This is a genomic window from Actinomycetota bacterium, from assembly GCA_018333515.1.
GTDB lineage: Bacteria > Actinomycetota > Aquicultoria > Aquicultorales > Aquicultoraceae > Aquicultor.
In genome coordinates this window covers 112,421-128,525 of sequence record JAGXSZ010000023.1, presented here as the reverse complement: position 1 = coordinate 128,525, position 16,105 = coordinate 112,421, and the positions used below count along the sequence as shown (strand labels likewise).

Annotated in this window: 15 protein-coding genes; 14 read left to right on the top strand and 1 reads right to left on the bottom strand. The window is 51.8% G+C overall.

Annotated elements, in window-relative coordinates; all coding sequences use genetic code 11:
* The 7 genes from KGZ93_06165 to KGZ93_06135 form a co-directional block, all read left to right on the top strand.
* A partial coding sequence (locus KGZ93_06165; protein ID MBS3909194.1) for an Ig-like domain-containing protein occupies positions 1-3,786 on the top strand: 3,786 nt, incomplete at its 5' end.
* Positions 3,787-3,987: 201 nt separating this feature from the next.
* Positions 3,988-7,164: a S8 family serine peptidase gene (locus KGZ93_06160; GenBank protein MBS3909193.1), complete on the top strand. Its 3,177-nt coding sequence runs from the start codon at positions 3,988-3,990 to the stop codon at positions 7,162-7,164.
* A gap of 136 nt (positions 7,165-7,300) precedes the next feature.
* Positions 7,301-7,942, top strand: a complete 642-nt coding sequence (locus KGZ93_06155; GenBank protein ID MBS3909192.1) for an exopolysaccharide biosynthesis protein — start codon at positions 7,301-7,303, stop codon at positions 7,940-7,942.
* Between the two features lie 409 nt (positions 7,943-8,351).
* Positions 8,352-8,615, top strand: a complete 264-nt coding sequence (locus KGZ93_06150) for a hypothetical protein (protein MBS3909191.1) — start codon at positions 8,352-8,354, stop codon at positions 8,613-8,615.
* Positions 8,612-9,004 carry a type II toxin-antitoxin system VapC family toxin gene (locus tag KGZ93_06145; protein ID MBS3909190.1) on the top strand — a complete coding sequence of 131 codons (393 nt, stop codon included), beginning with the start codon at positions 8,612-8,614 and terminating at the stop codon, positions 9,002-9,004. The genes KGZ93_06150 and KGZ93_06145 overlap by 4 nt, the downstream gene beginning before the upstream one ends.
* Before the next feature lie 157 nt (positions 9,005-9,161).
* Complete coding sequence (locus KGZ93_06140) at positions 9,162-9,353, top strand: hypothetical protein (protein ID MBS3909189.1); 192 nt, start codon at positions 9,162-9,164, stop codon at positions 9,351-9,353.
* Entirely contained in the window at positions 9,350-9,739 is a 390-nt protein-coding gene (locus KGZ93_06135; GenBank protein MBS3909188.1) for a PIN domain-containing protein, read from the top strand. The genes KGZ93_06140 and KGZ93_06135 overlap by 4 nt, the downstream gene beginning before the upstream one ends.
* Positions 9,740-9,833: 94 nt before the next feature.
* Here the strand turns inward: KGZ93_06135 and KGZ93_06130 are convergent, their stop codons facing one another.
* Complete coding sequence (locus tag KGZ93_06130) at positions 9,834-10,073, bottom strand: BrnA antitoxin family protein (protein ID MBS3909187.1); 240 nt, start codon at positions 10,071-10,073, stop codon at positions 9,834-9,836.
* Positions 10,074-10,341: 268 nt separating this feature from the next.
* Between KGZ93_06130 and KGZ93_06125 the strand changes: the two genes are divergently transcribed.
* From KGZ93_06125 to KGZ93_06095, 7 genes are all read left to right on the top strand, one after another.
* Entirely contained in the window at positions 10,342-11,001 is a 660-nt protein-coding gene (locus KGZ93_06125) for a hypothetical protein (GenBank protein ID MBS3909186.1), read from the top strand.
* Positions 10,998-11,180 carry a hypothetical protein gene (locus KGZ93_06120; protein ID MBS3909185.1) on the top strand — a complete coding sequence of 61 codons (183 nt, stop codon included), beginning with the start codon at positions 10,998-11,000 and terminating at the stop codon, positions 11,178-11,180. The genes KGZ93_06125 and KGZ93_06120 overlap by 4 nt, the downstream gene beginning before the upstream one ends.
* A 293-nt stretch (positions 11,181-11,473) precedes the next feature.
* Entirely contained in the window at positions 11,474-11,617 is a 144-nt protein-coding gene (locus KGZ93_06115) for a hypothetical protein (GenBank protein ID MBS3909184.1), read from the top strand.
* 133 nt (positions 11,618-11,750) lie between these two features.
* Complete coding sequence (locus tag KGZ93_06110; protein ID MBS3909183.1) at positions 11,751-12,530, top strand: ABC transporter permease; 780 nt, start codon at positions 11,751-11,753, stop codon at positions 12,528-12,530.
* Positions 12,531-12,533: 3 nt separating this feature from the next.
* Positions 12,534-13,772, top strand: a complete 1,239-nt coding sequence (locus KGZ93_06105; protein ID MBS3909182.1) for an ABC transporter ATP-binding protein — start codon at positions 12,534-12,536, stop codon at positions 13,770-13,772.
* A gap of 42 nt (positions 13,773-13,814) precedes the next feature.
* On the top strand, positions 13,815-14,678 hold the full coding sequence (locus KGZ93_06100) for a class I SAM-dependent methyltransferase (GenBank protein MBS3909181.1): 864 nt from the start codon (positions 13,815-13,817) through the stop codon (positions 14,676-14,678).
* A 215-nt stretch (positions 14,679-14,893) separates the two neighbouring features.
* On the top strand, positions 14,894-16,105 hold the full coding sequence (locus tag KGZ93_06095) for a glycosyltransferase family 4 protein (GenBank protein ID MBS3909180.1): 1,212 nt from the start codon (positions 14,894-14,896) through the stop codon (positions 16,103-16,105).

Sequence of the window (16,105 nt, the reverse complement as noted above, 5' to 3'; positions counted from 1 at the left end):
AACGATAAGGGGCAGACCTTCGAGTGGACGGCGAGTTCAGACGCCGACTCAGGTCTCTCCAAATACCAACTCTACGTCGACGGTTCACTCAACCGCGATAATATCTCAGCCTCCGCGACCTCATACACGCTTTCGACATCGCTATCGGTGGGTTCGCACACCTGGTACGTGCGCGCGGTCGATGCCGCAGGCAACACGAGAGACTCGAGCGCGACCTTTACATTGACCGTAAACGATGTCGTGCCGCCGACGACATCGCTTACGACCAACCCGGCGTCTCCCGATGGCGCCAACGGCTGGTTTAAGACCGTCCCGTCCATTACCTTGACGCGCAACGAAGCCGGGACCACCTACTACCAGTGGGGTTCGACCACCGGCTCATGGACGACATATTCGGGCTCATTTACCGCACCGGAAGGCCAGCACACCCTCTACTACTATTCGGTTGATACCGCGGGTAACATAGAGACGACAAAGAGCAAGGCTTTCAAGGTCGATACTATCTTGCCGACCGCTTTCAACCTCGTATCGCCGGCGGATGGCGCGACCGTCAACAACGATAAGGGGCAGACCTTCGAGTGGACGGCCTCGTCAGATACCAACCTGGCGAGCTACCAACTCTACATCAACAACTCTCTCAACCGCACGGTATCCGCGACTTCGACCAAGGTGACGCTTTCGTCGTCGCTTGCGCCGGGAAGTTACACCTGGTACGTGCGCGCGGTCGATGTCGCAGGCAACACAACCAACTCGTCCGCGACCCACACGCTCACGGTTGTTGACGTCGTGCCGCCGACGACATCGCTTACGACCAACCCGTCGTCCCCTGATGGCGCCAACGGCTGGTTTAAGACTACGCCGTCCATTACCTTGACGCGCAACGAAGCCGGCACCACCTATTACCAGTGGGATACCACCGGCGGGCTGTGGAACGAATACACGGGCGCTTTCACGGCTCCCGAGGGCCAGCATGTGCTCTACTATTACTCAATCGACACTGCGGGCAACATCGAGAGCACTAAGAATAAGACTTTTAAGGTTGACACTGTGGCACCTACGTCGTTTGATTTGGTCTCGCCCGCAAACGGCGCGACCGTCAATAACGATAAGGGGCAGACCTTCGAGTGGACGGCCTCGTCAGATACCAACCTGTCGAAATATGATCTCTACATCGACGGCTCCCTCAACCGCACGGTATCCGCACCTTCGACCTCGGTGACGCTTTCGTCGTCGCTTACGCCGGGTTCGCACACCTGGCATGTAAAAGCGGTCGATAGCGCCGGCCATACCGTAGCCTCATCGTCGACCTACTCATTGACTGTGAACGATGTTGTCGCGCCAACGACATCCATCTCAAGCAATCCGGCGTCTCCCGATGGCGACAACGGCTGGTATAAGACCGTCCCATCCATCACGCTCACCAGAAACGAGCCCGGCACTACCTACTACCAGTGGAACTCGACCACCGGCACCTGGACGACATATAGCGGCGCTTTCTTAGCGCCTGAAGGCAACAACACGCTCTACTACTACTCGGTAGATAGCAACGGCAATACCGAATCGATCAGAAATAGGGCCTATAAAGTCGACACAATCGCCCCGTCGTCGTTTACTTTGAGTTCGCCCGCAAACGGCGCGACCGTCGACAACGATAAGGGTCAGACCTTTAGCTGGAACGCGAGTTCAGACGCGAACCTCGCCAAGTATCAGCTCTATGTCGATGGAAATCTCAACCGCGATAGTCTTTCGGCTTCGGCGACCTCGGTAACACTCTCGTCGTCGCTCTTGCCGGGCACGCATACCTGGTTTATCCGCGCGGTCGATGTCGCCGGCAACACGAGGGACTCCGCGGATACGTGGTCGTTGACGGTCAACGATGTGATGCCGCCGACGACGACGCTCAGCACCAACCCCACCTCGGCAAATGGCACCAACGGCTGGTTCAAAGGGACCGCGCCGAGCGTAACGCTCACCCGAAGCGAAGCCGGCGTCACCTACTACCAATGGAACTCGACCACCGGCGCCTGGACATCATACACCGCGACCACCGGCGGCCTTACCGCCCCGGAAGGCATCAACACGCTCTACTACTACTCGGTCGATACCAAGGGCAATACCGAGTCGGTCAAGAGCAAGGAGTTTAAGGTAGATACGTCGATACCGTCGGTCAGCATCAGCCAGCCGGCAGACGGCGCGATCCTCTCGGGGACCTCATACGCCATAGCCGGAAGCGCGAGCGATTCGGCATCTTCGGGTGTGAGCAAGGTAGAGGTATCCATCGATGGCGCTTGGAAGACAGCGACCGGCACCAGCGGTTGGACCTACAACTGGTCGCTGCCGGCGGACGGTACCTATACGATTAGCGCGCGCGCGGTCGATGTCGCCGGCAACGTCGGCAATCCGGCCTCGTCTATCAGCGTTAAAGTCGATAACAGCAGCCCGAGCGTGACCTCGGTCAGCCCGGCTGAGGGCGCGACCGGTGTGAGCACCTCGGCCGGCGTTACCGCGCTCTTCAGCGAGCCGATGGATCCATCGACAATAAACTCGAGCACCGTCACCTTGATGGATAGTGCGAATAACCCGGTCGCGGGCACCGTGACATACGATGCCGGCACTCGGACAGCCACCCTTAAGCCCACCAACAACCTGATAAGCTCGATGACCTACACGGCTACGATAACGACCGGTGTGAGGGACCTGGCCGGGACCGCGATGGCGACAGCGAAGGTGTGGTCGTTTACGACAGCGGCCTTCGTCGACGCGCCGGCAACCTCGATAACGCTTAGCCCCACGACACCGGATGGCTCAAACGGTTGGTACAAGACGATTCCGACGATAACGCTCACAAGCGACCGACCGGGAATCATATACTATCAGTGGGATTCGACAACAGGGCCATGGATGACGGCCGGCGGCGGCTTTGCGGCGCTCGAAGGCCAACACACACTCTACTTCTACTCGATGGATACCTCGAATAATACCGAAGTCGTTAAGAGCGTGGTCTTGAAAGTAGACGCGCAAGCCCCGTCGAAGCCGGCAAACGTGAAGGCAACGGCGCTGTGCGAGAGCAAGATTCTCATTGAGTGGGAAGCGTCGACCGACAACATCGCGGTCGCCGGCTACAACGTCTATAACGCCGACACCGGCCAGAAGATTGCCGGCACGACGACAACAAGCTTCACGCATACCGGTTTGGCGTCAAACACCGCCTACCGCTACTACGTTGCGGCCTTCGACGCGGCCGGCAACCAGTCGCCGGTAAGCAACACGGTCGAGGCGACAACGTTCCAGGGGAGTAAATCGACAGCCCCCGGCACATCGGTCAATGTAGAGCTGGGTAACGGTGTGAAAGTGAGCTTTAGCAACGTAGTCGTATCAGGCACTACGTCGGCGACGGTCATCACCGACCCGCCGTACGGTACTCCCACACCGACCTTCAGGTTCAGGGGCTATCACATCGATATCAGCACGACGGCAGGTTATGCGGGCGCCATCATGGTAACGGTCTCGTACGACGAGTCGTTGATCAAGGGCAACGAGAAGAACCTTAAATTCATGCACTGGAACGGCCAGAAGTGGGAAGATATCACGGTCGAGGTGGATACGGTAAACAACACGATTACCGGCATGACTACCTCGCTCTCGCCGTTCGGCGTGGGCGAGGAAGAAGGCACCACGGCAGCGACATCCATAGCCTTCGGCCACAACACGAACCTGCTCGCGGCGCTCGCAGTCGCGATGATGCTGCTCGGCACAGCGCTTGTGCTGCGCAGAAGCACGGTCTAATGTTTTCCTCCCCCTTGAGGGGGAGGCGGTAAAACCAAAAATTAACAGGGCTTCCGTATGCGAAGGCATGGCAGCACATAAGCCGTAATGTTATAATTATCCAATCAGTTGCTGACATAATAAGTGAACGTTTGGCCATATTTCCGGGGTGATTTCATGCTTACAAGGCACCGTTTTCTGAGTTTTGCGCTCATTTGCGCAATGATATTTTCATCATTGCCAATCCTTCCGCTGTTCGCAAGTCCCGCCGGCCTACCGAGCATACCGCGCTCAAGCGCGCCCATAGAAGGCGAGTTCGTCCCCGGCGAACTTCTTGTAAAGTTTAAATCCACCGCCACCTCTTCTAAGATAGACAACGCCCACAGGGGCATCGGTGCGCAAAAGCTCGAAGAGCTGCGCAACTCAAAGACCCACCGGGTTAAACTCCCAAAGGGCATTGATGAGCACAATGCGATAGCAAACTACGAGAAGCTCCCCGACGTTGAATACGCCGAGCCAAACTACTACCGCCACGCGCTTCTAACCCCGAACGACACCAATTATGGGGTGCAGTGGGCGCTGCCTAAGATAAAAGCGCCGCAGGCATGGGATACGACCACCGGAAACGAGACCGTCGTGGCGGTCGTCGACTCCGGCGTCGATTACAACCACCCCGACCTCTCGACTAAGGTCATCAAAGGCTACGACTATATCAACAACGACAACGACCCGATGGACGACCACGGCCACGGCACGCACGTTGCCGGCATCACCGGCGCCATAACCAACAACGCCCAAGGCGTGGCCGGCGTCTCCTGGGGCGCGAAACTTCTTGCGGTAAAAGTGCTTAACAGCTCCGGCAGCGGCACCGATGCTACTGTCGCAAACGGTATCCGGTACGCGGCGGACAACAACGCCAAAATCATCAACCTAAGCCTCGGCGGCTACGACTACTCATCAACCATGGCCGATGCGGTCGTATACGCGCAAGGGAAAGGCTGTCTTGTCGTAGCCGCCGCCGGCAACGGGAACACAAGCAATGTCCTCTACCCGGCGGGATATCAAAATGTCATCGGTGTCTCGGCGACGCGCACCGACGACGGCAAAGCGTCATACTCCAACTACGGCTGGTATGTCGATGTCGCCGCGCCGGGCGGCAACGCCGACGGCACCGCCTCGAACGGCATCGCGAGCACCTACCCCGGCAACCAGTACGTCTATATGAACGGCACCTCCATGGCCGCCCCGCACGTCGCCGGCCTGGCCGCGCTTATCGCGACGGTATACCCGGGTAAGACGGGCGCGCAGCTCGGCCGCACTATTCAGGCGACCGTCGATGACCTCGGCGCCGCCGGCAGGGACGACACCTTCGGCTACGGCCGTATCAACGCCGAAAAAGCCGTTAAAACTCTTATAGTCCACGATGAGGAAAACAGCGCCGCCGCGACATATTCAGGCACCTGGACTAACGGGAGTTCTTCAAACGCCAGCGGCGGCGCGTTCAAGCATTCAAGCTCGACCGGCGTTTCGGTCACGTACTCGTTTAATGGCACGAGCGTCTCGTGGGTCGCGCAGAAGAGCCCCGCATCCGGCATCGCCAAAGTCTACATAGACGGCGTCTACCAGCAAGATGTAGACCTCTACGGCACGAGCGACCACCAGCAGCTGGTCTACACGAAGTCCGGTTTGGCGCTCGGCAACCATACGATCAAGATCGAAGTTGCCGGCACCAAGAACGCGTCTTCATCGGGGTACGATGTAAATGTCGATGCGTTTGATTTTGTGACCGTAAAAGACACAACCGCCCCCATCACGACCCTTTCCACCAACCCGACCAGCCCCGATGGGGCAAACGGCTGGTTTAATACCGCCCCGTCTATCACCTTGACCAGGGATGAGCCCGGCACTACCTACTACCAGTGGGGTTCGACCACCGGCGCCTGGACGACCTATAGCGGAAGCTTCGCCTCGATGGAAGGGGAGCACACCCTCTACTTCTACTCGGTGGACACATCAGGCAACACCGAGGCGGTAAAGAGCCAGGCAATAAAGGTAGACACAGTCGCCCCCACCGCCACGATTACGAGCCCGACGGGCGGCACTGTCACAGGTATCGTAACCATCAGCGGCACGGCGACGGACGCGAACTTTGTCAACTATATCTTAGACTTCGGCCAAGGGGTATCCCCGGCAAGCTGGACCGAGATAACAAACTCGAGCACCCAGAAGACCAACGAGACGCTGGGGCAACTCGACACGCGCACGTTGGCCGAAGGAGACTTTGTAATCCGTCTGCGGGCCTTTGACGCGGCCGCCAAGGTTGAAACGGCGACGGTCTTGGTGACTGCGGCAAGTGACACCCAAGCCCCGGTCACGACCCTTTCCACCAGCCCGACCAGCCCCGACGGGGAAAACGGCTGGTTTAAGAGCACGACCACGGCGAGTCTCACCGCAAATGAGCCTGCTACCACCTACTACCAGTGGGATTCGACTGCAACTGCGAACTGGACGACATATTCTGGGTCATTTACCGCGCCGGAAGGGGAGCACACCCTCTATTTCTACTCGGTCGACACCTCAAACAACACCGAGACTGCACGGAGCGCAGTCCTTAAGGTAGACACGCAAAAGCCGGCGGCCCCGACAAACGTAAAGGCAATGGCGCCGAATGATAGTAAGGTCTTTATCAAATGGGAGGCCGCGACCGACAACGTCGCGGTCATCGGCTACGACGTCTATAACGCCGACAACGGCGAGAAAATCGTGAGCGTGGAAAAGACGAACTATATGCACACAGGGCTGGCGCCAAACACCACCTACCGCTATTACGTCGCGGCCTTTGACGCAGCGGGCAACCGGTCGCCGGTAAGCGAAACCGTTGAGGCGACGACGTTCAGGGCAAGCCGATCGATCAACCCCGGCACGTCTGTCGACGTGGAGCTGGGTAACGGCGTGAAAGTGAGCTTTAGCAATGTGCTCGTAGCCGGCATTACGTCGGCGACTATCATCATCGACCCGCCGTACGGAGCGCCCGACGCGAACTTCAGGTTCAGGGGTTACCACATCGATATCAGTACGACGGCGAATTATTCGGGGACAATCATGGTAACAATCCCATACGACCCCTCGTTAATCAAAGGCAACGAGAAGAACTTGAAGTTAATGCACTGGAACGGCCAAAAGTGGGAGGATGTGACGGTGGAGGTCGATACCGAGAACAACATCATTATCGGTATGACGACGTCACTCTCACCGTTCGCTGTAGGTGAAAACGAAGTCGGCACGACGGCGGTTACCACGATAGCCTTCGGCCACAACACCAACATGTTGGCGATGCTCGCCGCAATGCTCACGGCGCTGGGTTTGCTGCTAATCGTAAGAAGGCGCTCAATCATATAATCGCCGCAGTGGCAGTTGTTCTGAGACGGCAAGCAACACTTAGACCCTCCCCCACCAATGGGGGAGGGTTAACTACACTCCGCAGGTATGCTAAACTTTCAAACGAGGGATGAAATAAGCTGCGAGGTAAAATATTATGAAATTTCAAGAATCCGCACTCCAGTCCGAATCACTTGGGGAAAAGATCGAACTCGCCATTGAGAAATTGCCCCCCTCCGAAGTCACCCTTATCGAAGTTATGGATATCGTCGGGGCCGATAGCCTCCTGCTTCTGACCGTATTTCTTTCCCTGATATTTCTCGTACCGGTGTCTATTCCGGGTGTCAGCACGGTTTTTGGTACCGGCATCCTGCTCATCGGAATTACCCGGCTGTTTTCGCGCAAATTATGGCTTCCAAAAACCATTGCGGATCGCAAATTATCCTCCGAAAAACTCGGCGCGGGATTCAAGCGCGCCCTCGTCTGGTTCCACCGATTGGAAAGGATCAGCCGTCCGCACCGCTTGAGCGGGTTGACCTCTGAGGGTTTGATGACGGTCTTGAGTAATTTGTCGTTCATTCTCGCCGCGGTACTGCTCATGGCCCCTTTCGGCTTTATCCCATTTAGCAACACCCTGCCGGCGCTCGCGCTCATCTTTTTATCCGTCGGGATGATCCAGCGCGACGGCGGCTTTATTCTCCTCGGCAACCTTTCCAATATCGCCACGATTGTCTATTTCGGTTTTCTCATCGCCGGCGGCGGATGGGTCATCACCGAGTTCTTCAAGATCCTGGGGTAATCGTCCGAGCTAATGCGCGCCGATGGAGTCGTTCTTGAAAGATTGCGGAATCGAATCAAAATCAAAGTAGACCTTTCGAGTAAGCTCGTAGCTGCTTAATTGACGTAGCTCAGCCCTTTAGGGCTGATAACGGCCATGCATATGCGATTATCAGGGCTAAAGCCCTGAGCTACGGGAGATAAAATATGAGTTGCAAAATCTCTGAAGCAAGTTCGTATCTATCAACAAGAGCATAAGCGGTAAGGTGCTTTACCACTGCAAAAAGGATAGTAAGGAGATAAAGGCGAGGGTACCGCTCTTTCAAGAACGACCCCGAAAACGCGCGTTCTTCCATAGTTGTGCTTGACAAAAACGAGTGATGATGCAATTATTGAGACGATATGAGTCATAAAGTGAGGTGAACAGTCTGATGAAACAGATGACAATTAGAGGAATTGCGCCGGAATTAGAAAAAGTGATAAAAGAAGAAGCTAGAAAGAAAGGCCTAAGCACTAACAAGGTAGTGGTCTCTTTGCTCGAGAAAGGAGCGGGCCTAACAGCAAAAAAGACCCTCAAAAAGACGGTTTATCATGATCTGGATAGCCTTGCCGGAACATGGTCGTCAGAGGAAGCGGAAGAGTTTGAAAGGCACCTTGAAGAGCAAAGAAGAATCGATGAGGATGTGTGGAGATGAACCGGGTTTTGTTGGACACCTCGGCATACTCCGCTTTTTTTAAAGGCGACCCGGCTGCTGTTGAGGCGGTTCAGGCAGCCGATGAAATTTATCTCAATCCCATAGTTTTGGGAGAACTCTTAGCCGGATTCATAAGGGGCAATAAAGAGAAGAAGAACAGAACCGAACTAGAGACCTTTCTGTCTTCACCCCGGGTTTACTTACAGATAATCGATGAAGAAACTTCCGAAAGGTATGCTTTAATTCTGTCGTCATTAAAAGACAAAGGAACCCCGATACCCACAAACGATATCTGGATTTCCGCTTTAGCCATGCGGGACGGGCTAAAGATACTCACCACCGATAGGCACTACCAAAAGGTAGTACAAACAATTGTAGAAATCTTCTGATTGCATATCGTTGCAACCCTCTTTTCGCAATAAGACACATCCTAGCTCAGGGATTCCGCAATCTTTCAATCTTGCAGGAACGACCCCGTGAATAAGCAGCTTGTATGAAGAGCCGACCCGCGTTACAATATATGCGATATGTTAAGGGGTGATTTACATGGCACAAGGAAACCTTGCCACCAAGATTGCGAGCCTTGAGCTGCAAATAAAAGTTCTTAAGGGGCAGGCGAAAAAGAAGAAAAAAGAAAGAGCCTTGGCGCAGGTGGATGGATTACTAAAAGGCAGGAGCGATACCTCTTTTGACGAAATCAAGGCAGTTGAGATTAGTACTCCTGAAGAGCTCAAATGATTTACGTTATTGATACGCACGCCCTTGTCTGGTTTATTGAAGGCAGCAAAAATCTAGGTCGCGAAGCACGAGAGATAATGCGCGCGGCTGAATCATCGATCGTCGTGCCTACCATCGTTCTTGCTGAAATAAAACACCTCTACAACAAGAAACGAATCGCGAGCGTTTTCACTGAAGTTAGAGAATTATTAGACGATGACGAGAGGGTTACCATCTATCCGCTTGATGACACCACATTAGATTACCTCCCGGAGGGTTTAGAAATCCACGATGCAATAATATGCGCCACGTGCCTCGCGCTTCAAGATAGTCTCGAGGAAGAAGTAATTTTGATCACCAAGGATCAAGAGATTATCGAATCCAAAATAATCGAAACCACTTGGTAAGACGATTGCCTTATTGTAGCAGGCTATGATGTACAAGCGCTCGTTTCCGGCGAGGGCAGCGCTCTTTCAAGAACGACCCCGCGAATTAAAATCGCTAACCAGCCCGCTTCGCTTCTTTTTGCTCCTCAATCTCGACGGCCTCAAAGAGCAGCATTCTCATTAGCGTCTGGTAGCCCATGCCCTTCTTAAGCGCGAGTTCATTGAGCCGCTCAACGAGGTCCTCATCAAGTCGGAAGGTGACCATTTTTTTCTTGGGGCGCGGGCGAGTGGGGCGCATACCGCCAGGGATTTCTACACCTTCGTATTCTGCGGGATCGTGGGTGATTAACGTCAATTACTTTTCCTGTCGGTAATTCTAATTGTCGTTGATCACCCGTGAGAGGATTTGAACTTTTTTACACATTAGCGGTACCTGCAAGAGAGCTATAGGAGCCGTATAATGGATTAGCGTTTTCTCTCTTCTCGTAACTTTTGACTTGGGCATATATGTCGTACTCGGTCTCTGTTAAGATCAGTATTAAGGATTATGCCTCGAGTGCTTGCAACAAGGTAGAGACTTGATAATCTGAGAACCTCTACAGTGGGAGTGATGAAGAGCTGCCGTGAGAAATATCGAGATAATCAACGGATCTAGAGATACTGATGGTACATATTTTGGGCACATCAAAGGTGTGCCCAAACCCAAAGAACTCATTGAGAAAACCATGGCTGCGGCAGAATCAAGAGGCGCTGATTTTACCGGAATAACAATTAAAAGCAGTGATTATCATGATGAATCTTCGTATGGCTTTATTCTCATCGGCCGACCAGTCATCTACCTTCAAGGCGTGGATTTAATTGCAGATTGCGCTTGGTATAGTAATGCGATACGGGGCCTTTATGAGAAATTAAACATTGACGGGACCCTTGCTGATAGGGCTAATAATGTCGTAGAATCTATAGTAAGGACGTTATTGCACGAATATTGCCACCTAAAAACACTCGATGTCATGGGTGATTATTTAGCAGGTGGTTTCGATAGCCGATTTACAGAGTATATAGACCATGTGGCAAAAATGAGAAAAGGTGGTCCAGAAGCGCTTCTCCAATTGGATGATCGCAACCGTAATGGAGAAATAGGTGAGTGGATTGCTGAGGATTATAGGCTACTATTAGATCCAAACTCACCGTATCATAATAGTAATTCAATAACACAGGATTTACTCTATCCGTATCTGGCCGCTGATAGGCGTGATTATTTGAAAGGGGCTCTCGGGCTATGAGAGACAAAAGACCAAACTTAGATATTTCTTCTGACGAAATTGAAAGCGTCAGAAAAGAAGTAGCTTACAGAGTAAAAAAGGGCGTCTCCAAAAGCGAGCTTGAAAAGATTATGGCTCCGGCGAAAAAAGCGAAGGTAGTCCGCACTGCGACTAAGAAAGTTAGCCAAGCTCACTCTTAATGTATCTAAAGCTGTCAGCCGAGGTCTGCCTACGATTCTCGGTTTGTAGGTTGTTCTTAGCCTTATCAAAAGCACTGACTTATCCTTCCAGACTCTGCTTCCGTCCCAAGTATTCTTTTTCGCGAGCAAACCTGAACTCTTTCTGGTTCGAATAGTGTTGGATTAGGGCTGCTTAATTTTTGATGCGTTTTTCTGCTCTCGTATAATGGCGATAGGCAGCTCGCAATGTTATAATTATCCAAGCAGTTGCCTATTGTATGAGTGAACCTTCGACTATATCCCGGGGTGGTTATATGCGCATCAGCGGAAACGAGACCGTCGATGACCTCGGCGCCGCCGGAACCTATACGCTCAGGTGGGACCTGGTCGAAGAGTTGGTTACCTGGTTCTCATCGAAGGGCGTTGCGACCAGAAACATATCGGTGAGCGTGAATTAGTATAAAAAAAGAAAAAGTTATCAGCAGCCAGTTGATTTGCTGATACTCCATAAGGATTGCGGAGCGCAAAAGGATAGTGTATAAATTAATTAGAGCCGTTCAAGCTCTAATTAATTTTATTTGAAGGTAAGACATGCTAAAAGCATTACAAGAGCTGTATGAATACCGAGAACTGCTAATCAACCTTGTTGTCAAAGAGCTAAAAATTAAATACAAAAACTCAATATTGGGTTTCTTTTGGAGTCTCATCCACCCGTTATTGATGATGCTGGTTTTCACATTTATCTTCTCCTACGTCTTTAGGGCGAACATAGAAAATTATCCTGTTTATTTTCTCGTCGGGTTTCTGCCGTGGAATTTTTTTGTAACCGTGCTATCGGTTAGCACGGGGAGCATTGTCGGAAGCGGGAGTTTAATAAAAAAAGTATATTTTCCTCACGAAATTATACCGATTTCACTGGTGGTTGCAAATCTGGTAAATTTGTTTTTATCTCTCGCGGTCTTGTTCGTCGTCTTAGCTCTATACGGCTACAATTTTTATGTCTTTTTACCGGTTTTACTCTTTGCAATCATAGCGCATACTCTGTTGACCGTTGGGTTTTCTTTAATGCTCGCGGGTTTGAATGTGTATTTTCGTGATATAGAACAGTTGATCGGCATAATGCTGTTAATATGGTTCTATGGTACCCCCGTATTGTATGACATGTCGATGATACCCGATAGGTTCCTGTGGCTAATAAAGTATGCGAATCCGATGACATCGGTTATATTTTTATACCGTGAGGCTTTGTATTATTTGCATTGGCCGAGCCTAAAACTACTTGCCTATACGACAGTCAGCTCGCTTTTGGTGTTCTGGGCGGGGTATTGGTTGTTTAAGCGATTATCGCCGGCGTTCGCCAAAGAGGTGTAATAGATGTCATCTAAACCACTCGGCTCGGAGCGGGATAAAAATGTAACACTTAGCATTAGTGATGCATGGGTGAAATTTCGCATTTACCATGACCGAAAATTTACATTGAAGGAGAGGCTGGTAAGACTCGGCGGCTCTTCTTATGAAGATTTCTGGGCATTAAGCGGAGTATCCTTCAATGTAAACAAGGGTGAAATGGTAGGCATTATCGGCCATAACGGCTCGGGTAAAAGCACGCTTCTAAAATGCATTGCCGGTGTTTTACCTGTCGATAAGGGCAGCGTAAAGGTAAACGGCAGGATATCGCCGCTGCTTGAGCTGGGCGCCGGTTTTCACCCCGATCTCTCCGGCCGCGAGAATATTTACCTAAACGCAGCTATTCTTGGCCTCACAAGAAAGCAGGTAAAAGCGCGCTTTGATGACATAGTAAACTTTGCCGAACTCGAAGAATTTATCGATACGCCGGTTAGAAACTATTCGTCAGGCATGTATGTTCGTTTGGGGTTTGCGATTGCCGTTCATTCAGATCCCGAAATTTTACTCGTCGATGAAGTGTTGGCTGTTGGCGATGAAGCTTTTCAAAAGAAATGTTTTGAAAAGATTGAAGCTTTCAAAAAAGCCGGTGTCACCATCGTATTCGTTACGCATGACCTTGGTTCAGTGCGGCGCATGTGCGATAGAGTTATCACCCTTGAGAGGGGCCGCATAAAAGCGCAGGGCAAACCAGGCCAGGTTATCAGGGATTATGTCGACGCGGAGCTAATCGATGAAGAAAGCAGCTTTACCGAATACGGTACAAAAGAGGTCGTAATTAACAAGTGCGAACTCCTTAACCGGCGGGGCGAAGCGACCAGGACTTTTTTAGCCGGCGATACCATGACCTTAGCGGTCCATTTTGAGGCGACAAATCCGGTTGAGGAACCCAACTTCGGGATAGCTATTTACGATTTGAGGGGCAACCACTGTTTCGGTACGAATACGCAATTAAAGAGGTACAAGACGGGTATCGTTAACGGCGCGGGTATCATGTACTTTCACCTCGAGCACCTGCCGATGCTTGAAGGTAAGTTCTATATATCCTTAGCCGTTCAATCCGCAGATGAAAAAGTAACATATCATTGGCTTGATCGTTACCTCTTATTTGAAGTCGACAATCCGAGCGATGATATTGGAGCCTTTTACATACCCGTGCGTGTTGAGTTAAAGTCGCCCGTTAGCACGAACCCTGGTGGGTTTAGTTGATCGGCCCAATGACACATACGTTTAGATATTGGAGTGTCTGAAATGAATGAAGACTTTTACCGTGTGTTTGAGGCACGGTATCGCGGTTCACGTGAGTCGATCATGTCGCGCTTGCGCGCGTATCTGCCTTTTGTTGAACCGCTTCGGGGATTCTACGATACACCCAAAGCCGTTGATCTGGGCTGTGGGCGCGGAGAGTGGTTGGAATTGATGCTTGAAGCTAAATTTATGCCTTATGGTGTCGACTTGGACGACGGAATGCTCGGTGCCTGTGTTGAACTGGGGTTGCCGGCAGAGAAAGGCGACGCGGTCGCTTATCTCGCCACGCTTCCCGACGAAAGCCAGGCCGTCGTCTCAGCCTTTCATGTGGTGGAGCACATCGGCTTTGAGCAACTGAGATTGCTGGTTTCCGAGGCGCTGCGGGTGCTCAAGCCCGGAGGCCTGCTGATCATGGAAACCCCGAATCCCGAAAATATTGTTGTGGCTACAAGAGATTTTTATGTAGACCCAACGCACCGGCGCCCGATTCCGCCCCTATTGTTATCTTTCCTCCCCGAGCACTACGGTTTCGAAAGAGTAAAGATATTGAGGCTGCAGGAGTCCGCGGAACTCGCCTGCAATAAGGCGCCATCGCTACTCGACGTGCTCAGTGGCGTAAGTCCCGATTATGCCGTTGTGGCGCAAAAAGCCGGCTCCGAAGAAATCATTGCCGCGACAAAACCAGCTTTTGATGCTGAATATGGTCTAACGCTAGAAAGCCTGGCCGGTAGATATGACCAGCACGCCGAAGCCCGCGCCACCGAAGCCGAAGCCCGCGCCGTTGATTTGATAAACAGTACGTCTTGGCGCATCACCGCGCCTATGCGCCGGATGGTGTCGATCCTGCGGAGGCTGGTCTCACCGTAGACGGGAGATGTGCTAGAATATTTAAAACAGCTCGAAGACGACTTTCTGGGAGGCATTTTTATGGGGCAGGTTGTTGAGGATCATATATAGCGCCAATTATCGAATTTGAGGAACCATTGATCGATTGAGGCCTGTTCGGAAATGATGCGTTGGTTTTGAAGAAGTATAGGATTGATTTCAGGGCTGAGGGATAGCGCGTAGGAGTGTGGCGGCTGATGCGAATCGGCATTAATCTTATACCATTGTGGCCCGGTAAGATCGGTGGCATGGAGACGTATATTCGAAATCTACTCGACCATATCGCTGCTTTGGACAGGACAAATGAATACTTTCTATTCACGGCCGATTGGAATGACGATACGCTCGATTTTGCGAATCCTAACTTCAAAAAAGTGCTAGTGGAAAAGGAGATACCCCAGTTTGCGCCTCGGGAGATTAGCCGATTTGAGCGCAGTATCTATAAGATACGCTACGTTCGGTACCTCTATAAAACCCTGCGACGGGTAAAAACCGGTAAACTAACTAAGATCATAAGGGATTTATCCATAGATGTTTGGTTCTGTCCTTTAATGAGCCTTGATCCCAGATACTTACGCATTCCAGCCGCGATAACCATACCCGATGTCCAGCAGGAATATTACCCTCAGTTCTTTACCGATAAGGAACTATTCAATCGCGCAACGAATTGGAGGCAGTCATGTCATGAGGCGACAAAGGTGTTGACCATCTCTGAGTTTTCCAAACGAAGTCTCTGCGATAAATACCACCTGTCACCGGATAAGGTAGAGGTAACGCTTCAAGCCGTCGGCGACGAGTTCCTTTCAACCGATGGTGCCGGCGATAACCGGATAGCAGAGAAGTATTCCTTGCCTAAAGCGTATGCGTTTTATCCGGCTAACACCTGGGCGCATAAGAATCACCAGCTACTCATCATGGGTTTTGCGCTATTTAAGAAGCGCAGCAACAGTAACCTGAAACTGGTTCTGAGTGGCGTGAGCGATGCCCGCGAGCAACTCCAGGCACTAATCGATCGCTACAATTTAGTCGACGATGTGGTGTTTTTGGGGTATATCCAGCGCGCTGAGATGCCAGCCGTTTACCGGAGCGCAAGCTTCATGATCTTTCCATCGCTTTTTGAGGGGTTTGGCATACCGCTACTTGAGGCGATGGCGTCAGATTGTCCGATTGCCGCGTCGAAGATGACTAGCATACCAGAGGTTGCAGGGGATGCAGCTCTTTATTTCGACCCGAGGAATCCGGAGGCGATTGCCGCGGTGATCGAGAAAATGGTGGATGATGCCGCGTTACGGCATAATCTGGCGCAGGCCGGGCGAAAACAACTTAAAAAGTTTTCCTGGGATAAAACGGCGCAACGGACCTTACATGTTCTTGAGGAATTATATCGAGAAAGTAAGAGCAGAGGCTAA